At 64.3% G+C, this 13,512-nt stretch carries 14 protein-coding genes; 11 read left to right on the top strand and 3 right to left on the bottom strand.

What is annotated here, in order from left to right:
• The first annotated feature begins 89 nt into the window (after positions 1–89).
• From LVJ59_RS07805 to LVJ59_RS07755, 11 genes are all read left to right on the top strand, one after another.
• Positions 90–449, top strand: a complete 360-nt coding sequence (locus LVJ59_RS07805) for a helix-turn-helix transcriptional regulator (RefSeq protein ID WP_058631451.1) — start codon at positions 90–92, stop codon at positions 447–449.
• Entirely contained in the window at positions 446–2,362 is a 1,917-nt protein-coding gene (locus tag LVJ59_RS07800) for a cation-translocating P-type ATPase (RefSeq protein WP_058631450.1), read from the top strand. Before LVJ59_RS07805 ends, LVJ59_RS07800 begins: the two co-directional genes overlap by 4 nt.
• Complete coding sequence (locus tag LVJ59_RS07795) at positions 2,362–2,970, top strand: cadmium resistance transporter (protein ID WP_058631449.1); 609 nt, start codon at positions 2,362–2,364, stop codon at positions 2,968–2,970. The genes LVJ59_RS07800 and LVJ59_RS07795 overlap by 1 nt, the downstream gene beginning before the upstream one ends.
• Positions 2,967–3,500: a signal peptidase II gene (locus LVJ59_RS07790; RefSeq protein ID WP_227751395.1), complete on the top strand. Its 534-nt coding sequence runs from the start codon at positions 2,967–2,969 to the stop codon at positions 3,498–3,500. The genes LVJ59_RS07795 and LVJ59_RS07790 overlap by 4 nt, the downstream gene beginning before the upstream one ends.
• Positions 3,497–4,483 carry an arsenic resistance protein gene (locus LVJ59_RS07785; protein WP_058631448.1) on the top strand — a complete coding sequence of 329 codons (987 nt, stop codon included), beginning with the start codon at positions 3,497–3,499 and terminating at the stop codon, positions 4,481–4,483. Before LVJ59_RS07790 ends, LVJ59_RS07785 begins: the two co-directional genes overlap by 4 nt.
• Positions 4,484–5,152: 669 nt before the next feature.
• Positions 5,153–5,812, top strand: a complete 660-nt coding sequence (locus LVJ59_RS07780; protein WP_307861170.1) for a TlpA disulfide reductase family protein — start codon at positions 5,153–5,155, stop codon at positions 5,810–5,812.
• Positions 5,809–6,558, top strand: coding sequence for a cytochrome c biogenesis CcdA family protein (locus LVJ59_RS07775; protein WP_058631446.1), 750 nt, complete (start codon positions 5,809–5,811; stop codon positions 6,556–6,558). Before LVJ59_RS07780 ends, LVJ59_RS07775 begins: the two co-directional genes overlap by 4 nt.
• 124 nt (positions 6,559–6,682) lie before the next feature.
• The gene (locus LVJ59_RS07770) at positions 6,683–8,257 is read left to right on the top strand and encodes a cytochrome c biogenesis protein ResB (protein WP_307861169.1); all 1,575 of its coding nucleotides are present in this window, start codon (positions 6,683–6,685) and stop codon (positions 8,255–8,257) included.
• A gap of 335 nt (positions 8,258–8,592) precedes the next feature.
• Entirely contained in the window at positions 8,593–9,609 is a 1,017-nt protein-coding gene (gene ccsB, locus LVJ59_RS07765) for a c-type cytochrome biogenesis protein CcsB (protein WP_058631444.1), read from the top strand.
• 191 nt (positions 9,610–9,800) lie between these two features.
• A complete protein-coding gene (locus LVJ59_RS07760; RefSeq protein WP_058631443.1) occupies positions 9,801–10,268 on the top strand; it encodes a signal peptidase II in 468 nt (155 codons plus the stop codon).
• Positions 10,269–10,569: 301 nt separating this feature from the next.
• The gene (locus tag LVJ59_RS07755) at positions 10,570–10,761 is read left to right on the top strand and encodes a hypothetical protein (RefSeq protein WP_136054584.1); all 192 of its coding nucleotides are present in this window, start codon (positions 10,570–10,572) and stop codon (positions 10,759–10,761) included.
• Between the two features lie 646 nt (positions 10,762–11,407).
• Here the strand turns inward: LVJ59_RS07755 and LVJ59_RS07750 are convergent.
• The 3 genes from LVJ59_RS07750 to LVJ59_RS07740 all read right to left on the bottom strand — a co-directional run bounded on the left by LVJ59_RS07750 (position 11,408) and on the right by LVJ59_RS07740 (position 13,511).
• The gene (locus LVJ59_RS07750) at positions 11,408–12,253 is read right to left on the bottom strand and encodes a F510_1955 family glycosylhydrolase (protein WP_058631439.1); all 846 of its coding nucleotides are present in this window, start codon (positions 12,251–12,253) and stop codon (positions 11,408–11,410) included.
• Positions 12,254–12,396: 143 nt separating this feature from the next.
• Positions 12,397–12,990, bottom strand: a complete 594-nt coding sequence (locus LVJ59_RS07745; protein ID WP_210697702.1) for a DUF305 domain-containing protein — start codon at positions 12,988–12,990, stop codon at positions 12,397–12,399.
• An 86-nt stretch (positions 12,991–13,076) separates the two neighbouring features.
• Positions 13,077–13,511 carry a DUF6153 family protein gene (locus LVJ59_RS07740; RefSeq protein ID WP_232762581.1) on the bottom strand — a complete coding sequence of 145 codons (435 nt, stop codon included), beginning with the start codon at positions 13,509–13,511 and terminating at the stop codon, positions 13,077–13,079.
• Position 13,512 lies beyond the last annotated feature (1 nt).

Below are 13,512 nucleotides of genomic sequence, written 5' to 3'. Positions count from 1 at the left end.
AGCGTTCTTTCGGGCTCGAAGACCATGCCCTGAGGGCATTGGCTTGACCGCATAGGAAATAGGTCAGCGGAGACTGTATAGTTCAGCTTATGCTGACCATTGCTTCTCGTCTCGACGTCATGAACCGGCTCGGCCGCGCCATGGCTGATCCTACGCGTTCTCGGATTCTCATGACTCTGCTCGGTGGCCCGAGCTACCCCGCAGTCCTGTCCCGTGAGCTAGAGCTGACGCGCTCCAACGTGTCGAACCATCTCACCTGCCTGCGTGACTGCGGGATCGTTGTCGCCGAGCCTGAGGGCCGCCAAACCCGCTACGAGATCGCCGACCCGCATCTTGCGGCTGCGCTCGTCGCGCTCGTGGACGTGACACTGGCGGTCGATGAGCACGCGCCCTGCGTGGACTCAGCGTGCATGGTGGCTGGCTGCTGTGGGACGGGGGCTGACGCGTGAGCGAGGCGTGTGGCTGCGAGCACGAGCCTGCCGCGACGGCAGGCGAAGAGATCGAAGAGGCCGAGCGGCCCTGGTGGAGAGACCGCGGGGTCATGGTGCCGGTGTTCTCCGGCGTTGCGTTCCTGGCCGGTCTGATCTTCGAGTGGTCCGGGCTCGAGATCCCGGCACTGGTGCTGTTCTGGGTCGGACTGCTGCTGGGCGCATCGACGTTCACGCCCGGCGCGATCCGGAAACTGTTCAAGGGCAAGCTCGGCATCGGGCTGCTGATGACGATCAGCGCGATCGGTGCCGTCATCCTCGGGTACGTGGAGGAGGCTGCAGCTCTGGCGTTCTTGTACTCGATCGCGGAGGCGCTTGAGGACAAGGCGATGGACCGCGCCCGCGGCGGACTGAGGGCACTACTGAAGCTCGTGCCGGAAACAGCGACCGTGCTTCAGAGCGGTGTCTCCGCGCAGGTGCCGGCGAAAGAGTTGACGGTCGGCCAGGTCATGGTGGTCCGCCCGGGTGAGCGGATCGCGACTGATGGGGTCGTGCGTTCTGGTCGCTCCAGCCTGGATACCTCGGCGATCACCGGGGAGTCGATCCCGGTCGAAGTTGAGCCCGGGAATGCGGTGTCGGCCGGTGCGATCAACAGCGCCGGTGTCCTGGAAGTCGAGGCGACCGCTGCGGGCACCGATAACTCGCTCACGACGATCGTGGAGCTGGTAGAGAAAGCGCAGACCGAGAAGGGCGAGCGTGCCCGTCTGGCGGACAGGATCGCCCGCCCGCTCGTACCCGGAGTACTGATCCTCGCTGCGCTCGTCGCGATCATCGGGTCGCTGCTGGGCGACCCGGAGGTGTGGATCACTCGCGCACTCGTCGTGCTGGTCGCCGCTTCTCCGTGTGCGCTGGCAATCTCGGTTCCGCTGACGGTCGTCGCGGCGATCGGTGCGGCGAGCAAGTTCGGCGTGATCATCAAGTCCGGCGCCGTTTTCGAGCGCTTCGGCACGGTCCGCCACGTTGCCGTCGACAAGACCGGCACCCTCACCCGCAACGAACCGGCGGTCACCGCCGTGCTCACCACAGATGGCGTTACGGAGGCTCAGGCGCTGGCGTGGGCGGCCGCGTTGGAGCAGCACAGCACCCATCCTCTCGCCTCAGCGATCACTGCCGCAGCCCCGGGGACACCGGGAGCTGCAGATGTGACCGAGCAGGCCGGGCACGGCATCGACGGCACCGTCGACGGATCGAGAATCACCGTCGGCAGTCCCCGCTGGCTGAACGCCGGCGACCTCGCGGAGCGGGTCGGCGAGTTGGAAGAGCAGGGCATGACCGTCGTGATCGTCCACCGCGACGGGTCACCGGTCGCCGCGATCGGCGTTCGGGACGAGCTGCGCCCGGAAGTCCCCGAGGTCGTCCGGACACTCACCGGCCAGGGCGTCGGGGTGACGATGCTCACCGGCGACAACGCCCGGACCGCTCGTGCACTGGCGGCACAGGCAGGGATCAGCGACGTGCGCGCGGAGCTGCGCCCGGAGGACAAGGCGACCGCGATCGGGGAACTGTCGACGGCGGGACCGGTCGCGATGATCGGCGACGGCATTAACGATGCCCCGGCCCTCGCTGGCGCGGACATCGGTATCGCGATGGGCGCGACCGGCTCCGACGCAGCGATCGAATCCGCCGACGTGGCCTTCACCGGCCATGATCTGCGCCTCATCCCGCGGGCGTTCGACCACGCCCGGCGCGGTCGACGGATCATCAACCAGAACATCGTCCTGTCGCTGCTGATTATCACCGCACTGCTCCCGCTCGCGCTCTTTGGCGTGCTGGGGCTCGCCGCGGTCGTCCTGGTCCACGAGGTTGCGGAGGTCATCGTGATCCTCAATGGTCTGCGTGCCGCCCGCACCCGCACGCCACGGTTGGGAAGCTGATGCTCGCCACCATCGGTTCAGCGATCGGCCTGTTCGCGGCGACCAACATCGACGACATCGTCGTGCTTACCGTGCTGTTCCTCGCTTCCAGTCGAGGGAAGCCCCGGCCGTGGCAGATCGTCGCGGGCCAGTATCTCGGGTTCATCACCCTCGTCGTGATCAGCGTGATCGCCGCTCTCGGTCTCACCATCGTTCCGGACGAATGGGTCGGTTTCCTGGGTCTGATCCCGCTCGGCATCGGCATCTGGACGCTCATTCGCGGCCTGCGCCGTAACGGCGATGACGATGATGACGACTCCAAGATCACCGCGGTCGGACTATGGGGTGTCGCGGGTATCACGATCGCCAACGGGGCCGACAACATCTCCCTCTACACGCCGATCTTCCGCACCAGCGCCCCCAGCGACGTCGCGATCATGATCGTCGTGTTCCTGGTCCTCGTCGCGGTCTGGTGCGCGGCCGGCCGGCTGATCGGCACCAACAAGGCTGTCACCGAGGGGCTGGAGCGCGTCGAGCACTGGCTCGTACCGGCCGTGTTCATCGGCCTGGGCCTGTTCATCCTGATCGAATCTGGGGTCATCGTCCGTCTGATCGAGGTGCTCGCATGACCTCCTCCCAGGCAGAGGCTCATCCGCCCGCTGCGAGCAAGCTGTCGTCGACCCGGCGGCGGCAGCTCACTGGTGGAGCGCTCTTGATCGCCGTGGTCGTCGTGCTGATCGATCAGGGAACCAAGGTGTGGGCCGAAGCGACCCTCACCGAGCGTGAGCGCATCCCGCTGATCGGTGACCTGCTGGGTTTGCAGCTCGCCTATAACCCCGGAGCGGCATTCTCCTTCGGGGAAGGCTTCACCTGGGTGTTCGCACTGCTCGCTGTCGCAGCCACCATCACAGCGATCGTGTTCGCGTTCCGAGTGCAACGCGTGGGATGGGCGATCGTCATCGGCGCGCTCGGCGGCGCTGCCGCCTCACACGCAGGCGACCGCCTCTTCCGCGACCCCGGATTCGCCCGGGGGCACGTCGTAGACTTCCTCGCCTACGGCAACTGGTTCATCGGGAACATCGCCGACATCGTGATCTTCGCCGCAGCGATCACCGGAGCAGTTTTCATGATCCGCACAGGCGATGAGACCACCGAGTGAGATCCGTTGTGCGGTGGTGGGATATCCGTCAACTGGCTCTCTACATCGGCGCGATCGCCGTGGGGGCGGCCGTCGGGCTGATAACGCCGCAACTTGCTCCGAGCCTCGAGCATTCGATTGAACCGGCACTGATGCTGCTGTTGTTCGCGACGTTTCTCGGCGTCCCGCTCATCGAGGTGAAACGCGCGTTCCGCGATATCAGGTTTCTAGGCACGGTGCTGGTGGCGAACTTCGTCATCGTGCCGATGCTCGCCTGGGGCCTCTCGCGCTTCGTGGTCGATGACCGGGGACTGTTGCTCGGGGTGTTGTTCGTCCTGCTGACCCCGTGCATCGATTACGTCATCGTGTTCGCCGGTCTCGCAGGTGGCGCTGGCGCACGACTGCTCGCAGCCGCGCCACTGCTGATGTTGGTCCAGATCCTGCTTCTGCCGGTGTTCCTGTTCCTCTTCGCGGGCGGCGCTGCGCTCGATGTGGTCGACATCGGCCCATTCATCCGGGCATTCCTGTTGCTGATCGTGGTCCCCCTCTCCGCAGCAACGGTGGTGCAGGCTGTTGCGCGTCGTCACCGGGGAGGCCGCTTCATAGAGAAGATCATGGCGGGCGCGATGGTGCCGCTGATGATGGTGACCCTCGCTGTGGTCATCGGCTCCCAGATCGCCGCTGTTGGATCGCAGATCACCGCCCTCCTGCGCGTCGTACCGCTCTACATCGCCTTCGTCATCCTCGCCGTCGCGATCGGGAAGCTCGCCGGCCGGGTCGCACGACTAGAGGTCCCCGCCACCCGCGCGGTGATGTTCTCCGCCGCGACGCGCAACTCGATCGTCGTCCTACCGCTCGCTCTCGCTCTCCCTGCCTCGATGAGCATCGCCCCGCTCGCGGTAGTCACACAAACCCTTGTCGAACTGGTCGCGATGATCATCCTCGTCCGTGTCGTCTCCCTCCGCGGGCGCGAACCGCGGCCCAGCCTCCCGGGAAACAGCTAGGGGCCAAGAAGCGACAAGAGAATCCGAAAGTGATCGGGTCGGGCATCGTGTGAACGTGAACTATCACCCCCGCTACAGCAACCGTCAACATGCGCTGACTGTACAGCTGGTAGTGTCTAATCGTCGGCTACCCTGATTCCACTTCGAACGTAGGACCGTCCAATGATCCGCCCCGCCCTCACTGAGCGCGCTACCGCTGCGCGCACGAGTGGGCTAGCGGCGAGGCTGCTGATCGGCCTGGGGCTAGCATTGACGCTCCTGGTCGGATCGTGGGTGGCGACGCACGCGGGGACCGAGGACCTGCAGGTAGCGCCTATCGCGGAGCTGATCGCCACGAACGACTTGGGTGTCGTGCCCGGCGTGATGGCAGACGGTCATGCTGGCGAGGCTGAAGACCTTGGTGCCGCCCTATGTCTTTTGGGAGTGGCGTGCGTGCTGGCGCTCGTCATCTCTGCCTGGCGAGCACCGTCTCGCACATGCAGCACTGGACGTGTGACGCGGAGGGTGCGAGAGACAGTCGCGCGCCAGCCGTCCCAATCACCGATGCTCACACTCACGCAACTGCGCGTTTCCCGAACCTGAATCACGATCAACTCCCTCTCATCCGTGAAAGCACGCGGATTCTCGCGCTATCAAGCGCGTTTACTGAGTTCCCAATTTGGAGTAGTCGTGACCAACCCGTTCGGGGTGGCTTCCACCACCCGCGCCACACCATCTGATCCCCAGCGAAAGTTTGAACACACGTTTCGTGCCGTCGCCGCGATGGTCGCCGTCGCCACCGTGCTTACAGTCACGGGCTGCACGTCCCAAAGTGACCTCGCTGATGCGATGAACAACGGCACCGGTTCCACCAGCGTCGACGAGCGCGTCGTCGAGATACCTGCGGACGAGCGCGGCGAGACGGTGGTATTTGCCGGCGTCGACGAGCGCGACAACCCGATCAGTAGCGGCGAATTCGCTGGCGAGGTCTACGTCGTGAACTTCTGGTATGCGGCGTGCGGGCCGTGCCGGGTCGAGGCGCCGCTGCTGGAGGAGGTGTGGCAGAGCTATCAGACCGAGGGGGTGGGTTTCATCGGGGTGAATATCTACGACCAGCCTGCCACCGCGTTGTCCTTCACGGAGGACTACGGGATCACGTACCGCAGCGTGATCGACATCGTCGACGGGAAGACGAAGCTCGCGTTTGCGGCGGTCACCCCCATTCAGGCGACGCCGACGACTCTTGTTATGGACCGCGAGGGTAGGGTCGCCGCGCGAATCATCGGTCAGCTACCGGCCGCGTCTATCCTGTCCACCCTGATCGCAGACGCGCTGGCGGAAAGCGAATGAATGCCGAGGGGCTCATTTTCGACGGTGCGCTGTGGGTGGCTGTGCTCATCGCCATGCTGGCGGGGCTGATCTCCTTCGTCTCCCCGTGTGTGCTCCCGTTGGTGCCCGGCTACTTCGGCTACCTCGGCTCTTCCCTCTCCAGCTCGCCGACACGGACTCCCGCTTCTGGTCGTGGACGACTGTTCGGTGGGGTGGCATTGTTTGTGGCAGGGTTCACGCTCGTGTTCATGACCGTCACGGTGCTCGGTGGGGTCGCGGGGATGTTTTTCCTCGAGTACGCCAACATCCTCACTCGGGTGCTCGGAGTGGTCGTCGTCGTTCTGGGTCTGGTCTTCATCGGGGCATTCCCCCGCACGCAACGCACCCTCCGACCCCGTTTCCGCGGCAACCTAGGCCTGCTCAGCGCGCCGCTGCTGGGAATAGCGCTCGGGATCGGGTGGACGCCCTGCATCGGACCGACGCTCGCGGCGATTATGTCGGTGTCGTGGAATCTCGGGGACCCCGGCCGTGCTGCGCTGCTGGGGCTGGCGTACTCACTCGGCCTGGGCATTCCGTTTTTCCTACTCGCGCTCGGACTGGGCTGGGCCACCCGATCGGTTGCTTTCCTCCGCCGTCATATCCGGGTAGTCAACATCATTGGCGGCAGCATGCTGATCGCGCTGGGTGTGCTGATGGTCACGGGCATCTGGGGCATGCTGATGTCAGTTCTGCAGGGGGTGATGCTCAGTGTCACGCTCCCTCTCTGACCAGCTTCCTGCCGACCCCTCTCGACCCGCCGATCACATCGATCAGGAAGAGCCGGACACCGTCACGTCCCCGACGCTGGGAGCCGTCGGGTGGCTGCGGTGGGGGTGGCGGCAGCTGACCAGCATGCGCACCGCCATCCTGCTGCTGCTCCTGTTGGCCATCGCATCAGTTCCCGGGTCCATTTTCCCTCAGCGCACTGCGGACCCCAACGGGGTCGTCCAATACTTCCGGGACAACCCGGACCTGGCGTCTTTCCTCGACGGCATCCAGGTGTTCGATCTGTACAACTCTGCCTGGTTCTCAGGTATCTACCTGTTGCTTTTCATCTCCTTGATCGGCTGCATCATTCCTCGCACCCGACACCATTGGAAGGCGCTCCGCTCCCGTCCACCACGCACCCCGGCGCGGCTCAGTCGGCTGGGCACCCACCTCCACGTTGACGTCCCGCCGAAAGCTGAGGACATAGGCGCGGACGCGGACGCGGCGATCACCGCCGCGACAACAGATCTGCGTCGACGCGGATACCGTGTTCAGCGGTATGACACCGCCCGCTCGTGGTCGGTGTCGGCCGAACGCGGGTACCTTCGAGAAACCGGCAACCTTCTCTTTCACGCATCTCTCGTTGGGGTGCTGGTCGCTGTGCTCGCCTCCAGCGGGTTTTCCTACACCGGGCAAAGGGTCATCGTTGAGGGGACCACCTTCGTCAACACCCTCAACGACTACTCCTCGTTCAGCCCCGGCAGGTTCGTGAACGGTACACAGCTGGACCCATACTCGCTGACCCTCGACAGCTTCGAGGTCAACTACGTGCCCTTGGGGTCTGCCGGGGCCGGCCAAGCAGGCGACTTCGCCGCCAACCTCACTATCCGTGATGCCCGCGCCGGGACAGAGGGCACGGAGAAGGTGCGCGTGAACCACCCCATCACTGTCGGCAGTGAACGGGTTTACCTGCTTGGAAATGGCTACGCACCCACCATCACCGTCAGAGATCCTGAGGGGACGATCGTGTACAGCGAGTCGCAGCCCTTCCTCCCGCAGGACTCCATGATGACCTCGCTCGGCGTCATTAAGGTGCCGGATGGGCTTGCCGAACAGATCGGGCTCATCGGGTTCTTCTACCCAACCCAAGGTGTTCTTGACTCCGGGGCGTTCACCTCGGTGTATCCCGACCTGCTGAATCCGGTCGTCACGTTTAACGTGTTCTCCGGCAGCCTCGGCATCGACGACGGCGTACCCCGGTCGGTGTACACCCTCGACACCACCGACATGACCCAGCTCACGGGCGGCGGTAGCGGCACGGAGTCGATCGAGCTCACGCCCGGGCAGACCGCAGACCTTCCCAACGGGTGGGGAACTGTCACCTTCGAGGATGCGTCCGACGGCTCGGATCCGCTGGCAGCAGTGAAGAGGTTCGCGTCGTTGGATATCAAACGTGACACGGGTGGAACATGGGTGCTCGCCTTCGCCACCCTCGCCACCCTGGGCCTAATCATCGGCCTTCTCGTTCCCCGACGGCGGGTGTTCGTCAAGGCATCCGTCGTCGGCTCCCCGGTAGCACCCTCCCTGCACCTGGAATTCGCCGGCCTCGCGCGAGGAGAGGACCCGCAGCTTCCGGACGAAATAGCCCACCTCCGCGACAACCACATGGCCCGCCGCGGAGGCTCAAGCCCACAGATGCCCCGCCGAAGGAAGCCATGATGAAGTCCTCCCGGAAAGTCACCCTCATCACAATCGCTACCGTGATCGCGCTGTCACCGGCGCGATTATCTACACGATCGCCACCCGTCCAAAAGCGTCCACAGACGACAATGCCGCCGCACTTATTGGTGCTCGCGCCAACTCGCACGTGTTGGACAGCGCTGGACCCGATCCCCCGACACTGGTGGAGTTTCTCGACTTCGAATGCGAGGCCTGCGGGGCGTTCTACCCGTTCACCACGGTGATCGCACTTGGTGCGATCACCGGTTTCGCGATGGCTGGAATCAGCCATCGGCACTTCCACTCCAGCCCCCGTTCCGCCCGAGGAGAAACTGATGCCTGAACCCGAATCCCTGACCATGGACGGCATCGCTCTGCTGTTGGTGTGGACCGCAATTGCCGTATATCTGCTCGCGTTCGTCGCCTACGCAATCGACCTTGCCCAACGCTCAGTGCGCCGCGATGAGGTCCAACGGGTACCCGCGCTCGTGGCCGCCAACGGCGAAGCAAAGGCGCACGATACCGACGACGAACGCCCAACACTGAACGAAGTCCGTACCCGGCCAGGCCAGCGGCAACGTCTGCTCTGGGCGCGCATCGGCACTGTCCTGACCGGGTTCGCGTTTATCTTTCACCTCGCTGGCACTTTAGGGCGAGGGATCGCCGCAGACCGGGTCCCGTGGGCGAACATGTACGAGTTCGCCCTCACCGGTACCCTGCTGGTCGTCGCGGTCTACATGGTCGTACTCCGCCGGTACGACCTACGCTTCCTAGGCTCGTTCCTCATCGGCATGGTCGCGCTACTGCTCGGGGGAGCGACCCTTGCCTTCTACGTCGAGATAACCCCTCTGATGGATCCACTCAAGAGCGTATGGCTCGTCATCCACGTCTTCGTCGCCTCCCTCGGCACCGCCCTCTTCGCCATCTCCTGCGGACTATCAGCCACACAACTCATGCAGGCCCGACGCGAGCGACGGATCGCGGCGAAAGGCGAGGCGGCGAAGATGGCCGGGGCGGGATATCTGCGCACGCTCCCGACCGCCGAAACGCTGGAGTCCCTCGCCTATAGGTTCGCGATCGTCGGGTTCATCTTCTGGACGTTCACCTTGGTCGCCGGATCAATCTGGGCCAACGATTCCTGGGGACGATACTGGGGATTCGACACCAAGGAAGTTTGGACGTTCGTGATCTGGGTGCTGTACGCAGGCTACATCCACGCGCGGGCGACCCGCGGCTGGCGGGGCAACCCGTCGGCATGGCTGTCGATCGTCGGCTTCACCGCAGTGCTGTTCAACTTCACGATCGTGAACGTGTTCTTCAAGGGCCTGCATGCATACTCCGGCCTCAACTGACGATCAACGCCGCTTCACTAACAAAGGACGCACCGCTCCGTGTTCACAGCACTGCTAGATCCCGGCCGGCCTCCACGGTCGCAGGCGGGTACGGGTACCCTCCACCGTCGCAATAACTTCTAAGTGTGGGACCCACGTTGAGGGGCGATCGTAGTCGAAGATTGGTAACCGCGTGCCTGGTTGCACTCTCGATGGCTGTCATCGACCAGGGCACGAAGGCCCTGGCGCTTGCGCAACTGAGCGAGCAAGAGCGCACTCCGCTAGTCGGTGATCTGTTCGGCATGCAGCTCGCTTTCAACCCCGGCACCATTATGTCTTTCGGCTCAAGCAGCACCTTTGTGTTCACGGTGATCGGAACCGTAGCCGTAATTGCGTTGTTCTACGCCGCATGGCGGGCGACATCCACAACGTGGGCAGTCGCCATCGGATTTGTTTGGGGTGGAGCGGCCGGGAACCTCATCGACCGCCTCTTCGCCCCTCCCGGGTTCGCCCGCGGTCACGTCACCGATTTCCTCGCCTATGGCAACCTCTTCATCGGAAATATCGCCGACGTCGCCCTCGGAATCGGTGTCGGACTCGGCATCCTCCAGATGCTCCGCAGCCGCCAACCGCAACCGTCCAGTGAACATGCAACGGAGATCTCCGCCGACGAGAAGTAACCTCGGTTTATCAAGGTGAAACGCGCATTCCGTGACATCTACGCTTATGGCACGACGTGAGGAGGAGATATGGCGGCTGTGCGCCTGATCTACAAGCGGCCCGATGGTAAGTGGGCATGGAAGCTCACATCCCAGGGCCACGTCATCGCCACCGACGGGGGACGAGGCTATAGAAACGAAGCGGATTGCCGGCGGATTGCCGACGCCGTCATCGGGGGAGCCTTTTCCGACGCTGAGACGAGAGTTCTCCGCTAGCTCACATCAGGCAGACATCCTTAGTAGCACTCAACGAGGGGTGTTCATGTTCAGTCTCGGCAGTGGCAGCGTTGATGAGGCACTCGCGGTCGGCGATCCGCTCCGATATGAATTCTTTGACGCGGCGACCACGCCGGAAACGATCGTTTCCGGCGAACTCGCGTTACACGTCACCGGACGCTCGCCGCTAACGCCCGCCGGTATCTGCTTTCGGCAGGCGTTTCCGGCGTTCAGGTAGCTGATCTGGCTGCCCTCGCTCGTCGTCTGTCGATGCGAGTTGGCGTGGTTGGTTTCGTTCCGCGCGGAGTTGTTGCTCGATCTTGGCGTGTGCTTATCGCTCGCTGCGGTCGGCTCTGACGATGGACCGCAGGACGAACCAGAATGCCGCGACGACGGCGATCGTGGGGATGACGGACCAAAAGGCGTTGGTCCAGTAGTCATTGAGATTCATCCGCGCCTCCCGGGGGGTTCACGCAGCACGAGCGCCAGTCCGACGATCGCGAGGATGAACGCTGTTTCGTAGCTTCCAAGCGTGTATGCCCAGAATGACCATTGGTCTGGGACGGTTGTGTCGATGAGGAGATGAGCTGCGATCAGTGCGACGGCGACCAGGAGGAGGATGGCCCCGCCACGTACGAGACGATCGTGACGCAGCCGCGGGGACAGGCGGCTGGTGGGCGTGACTGGTTGAGCAGGAACGTCTCGTTGTGGTCTGAGAGGAGCAGGGTACGGGTGGCGGGTCATCTGAATATGGCTCCGATGAGGTAGAAGCTCGCAAGGGCGAGAAGTAGGGCGAGGACTGTGGCGCACGCGACGAAGACGGATATGCGTCGGAAGGGATTGCGGCGGGGGACCATGGGTGGCCGTTCTGGTGGTGGCTTTCTCTACCGGGCGGGGGCGAGGATGGTTGTGTCGTCTGCTGTGATCTGGACGATGCCGCGGTCGTCGACAACGATGAAGCGTTCGTCATCGATCGCGGTGAAGGCCTGAGCGGCCCCTTGAAGCGCGTCGAGGCGTTGCCATGTTCCTTCGGTATTCTGTGACCAGAGGGCACCGTCGGTTCCGACTCCTGCGAGCGAGCCATTGGGTTTGGCGTCGAGTGTGTAGAGCAGGGGGGCGTCGGCGATGGGGGTGAAGGTGGCGCCGTTGTCGGTGCTGAGGAGCAGTCCTTCTTCTGAGGCCGCGTAGAGACCGTCGCCGTTGGCGGCGAGGTCTGCCGCGGCAAGCGTTGCGCCGCGGGTCCATTCGAGACCGTCGTCAGTGCTGATGAGCAGATCGACGCCATCGGACGCGATCCCGTAGAGAGTGCCGTCCGGTCCGGCGGTGAGGACATGGAAGTCCGTGCTGCCAGTGAGCGCGATCGGTGACCACGACTCGCCGAAGTCGTCACTGCGAATGACACCTAGGTTCGGGGAGCCGAGCTCTGCGGGTGTCTGTGTGCCCGGGTGTCCGGATGCGAAGAGGGCGTCGTCGAGGACGGTAAAGCCCATCGCATCGAAATCGTGGCCTCCGATGGGACCGGCGATCGCACCTTCGGGTGTGAGGGTGAAGAGCCCTCCGTGGGTGGCTACGAAGAGGTCCTCACCGCGGGGGTCAGCGGCAACACCGTGAATGTGTTGGATGACGGGGGGGACCGCGTTGGTGCCGGAGGCCTGCGGCACGGCGCAGCCGGTGAGGGCGACGGCTACGAGAGCGATCGCGAAAGCGGGTAGGGGCGAGTGGCGGTTCATGAGACTCCGACTTGAAGAAATGCATGCGGGTGCGCGAGCGGTACGCGAATGAGAGTCGCGACAGGGCACCAGCGCGGTGGCGTGGGTTACTGCGAGATGGCCAGTTCGGGGGTGCGGGCGAGCGCCGCACCCCCGAAGGTAGATCAGAGTGTGGCGAGGAGATCTTTCATCGTGGCGATCTCCGTGGTCTGCGCCTCGATGATCGTCTCGGCCAGAGCGACCGCGTCGCTGTTCTGGCCGTTGTCGACCTCTTCTTGGGCCATCTCGACGGCACCCTCGTGGTGCTGAATCATCTGCTCGAGGAACAGGCGGCTGGCGTCCGCACCGGTGGCATCCTCGAGAGCCTGCATGTCATCCTCCGACATCATGCCACCGCCGTGATCCATGCCCTCCATGTCGGAGGTATCAGCGCCCCACTCTTCGAGCCACTGGTCCATCTTCTGGATCTCGGGCTCCTGCGCGGCCTTGATCTCTTTCGCAAGAGCGACGACACGTTCGTCGACACCCTCCTTGCTAAGGAGCATGTCGGACATGTCGATGGCCTGGGCGTGGTGCTCTTTCATCATGCTGGCGAACATGATGTCGGCGTCGTTGGCGTCCGCGGACGCCGGGGCCGAGGTGCTGCTTTCGTGGTTCATGCCGGGCATGTCGCCGCCGGAGGTGGTACCGGCGCAGCCGGCGAGTCCAAGCACTGCGGCGAGGGTGAGTGCGGCTGTCGCCGCAAACCGGGTCTTCATGATGGGGTTCTCCAAGAGTCGATGATGGTGCCCAGCGAGAGAGGCTGGGCGAGGGCGTTACCCGCGGAAAGCGGGCGCGCCTGCCATCACGTGCGACTGATGCAGAGAACGGTGAGAGACGGAGGCCGCAGCGGATGCAGCGCATCCCGGAGATGTAGGCGGGACACGGGCGTTCCCGGGGAATGTGCGACGGTTCGCCACCAGGCGGACGGCCGGGCGAGCAGCACGACAGCGATGAGGAGCGCGAGAACGCAGGCCATCCACGCCATGCCGTGATCGTCAGAACACGTGGCGCACCCCGCCTCGTCCACCGCTGCGGCGTCGCCAGAGGCGTGTGCGGGGTGAGCATCGGCATGCGCGGGTGCGACGGCGATGGTCTCACTGTGCCCGGAGGGCATGGTGTGCGTGTTCATCGAGTGCATCGCCAGAAGCCCGAAGATCACGGAAAAGGCGACGGCGACGACGGTCAGGAGGGTGCGGGTGAGGGTGCGCTGGTCTTGCACGCGCCGTGCGATCGTCATC

Source organism: Microbacterium sp. KKR3/1 (assembly GCF_021272365.1).
GTDB lineage: Bacteria > Actinomycetota > Actinomycetes > Actinomycetales > Microbacteriaceae > Microbacterium > Microbacterium aurugineum.
The sequence above is the reverse complement of the archived record's forward strand: the minus strand, read 5'-3'. Positions and strand labels throughout refer to the sequence as shown.

Bases quoted from the DNA above. Each gene is read 5' to 3' on its own strand.
- LVJ59_RS07755 (WP_136054584.1), top strand. From the start codon at position 10,570: ATGTTCAGTCTCGGCAGTGGCAGCGTTGATGAGGCACTCGCGGTCGGC.
- ccsB (WP_058631444.1), top strand. From the start codon at position 8,593: ATGCCTGAACCCGAATCCCTGACCATGGACGGCATCGCTCTGCTGTTG.
- LVJ59_RS07760 (WP_058631443.1), top strand. From the start codon at position 9,801: ATGGCTGTCATCGACCAGGGCACGAAGGCCCTGGCGCTTGCGCAACTG.
- LVJ59_RS07805 (WP_058631451.1), top strand. From the start codon at position 90: ATGCTGACCATTGCTTCTCGTCTCGACGTCATGAACCGGCTCGGCCGC.
- LVJ59_RS07795 (WP_058631449.1), top strand. From the start codon at position 2,362: ATGCTCGCCACCATCGGTTCAGCGATCGGCCTGTTCGCGGCGACCAAC.
- LVJ59_RS07775 (WP_058631446.1), top strand. From the start codon at position 5,809: ATGAATGCCGAGGGGCTCATTTTCGACGGTGCGCTGTGGGTGGCTGTG.
- LVJ59_RS07790 (WP_227751395.1), top strand. From the start codon at position 2,967: ATGACCTCCTCCCAGGCAGAGGCTCATCCGCCCGCTGCGAGCAAGCTG.
- LVJ59_RS07750 (WP_058631439.1), bottom strand. From the start codon at position 12,253: ATGAACCGCCACTCGCCCCTACCCGCTTTCGCGATCGCTCTCGTAGCC.
- LVJ59_RS07770 (WP_307861169.1), top strand. From the start codon at position 6,683: ATGCGCACCGCCATCCTGCTGCTGCTCCTGTTGGCCATCGCATCAGTT.
- LVJ59_RS07745 (WP_210697702.1), bottom strand. From the start codon at position 12,990: ATGAAGACCCGGTTTGCGGCGACAGCCGCACTCACCCTCGCCGCAGTG.
- LVJ59_RS07740 (WP_232762581.1), bottom strand. From the start codon at position 13,511: ATGACGATCGCACGGCGCGTGCAAGACCAGCGCACCCTCACCCGCACC.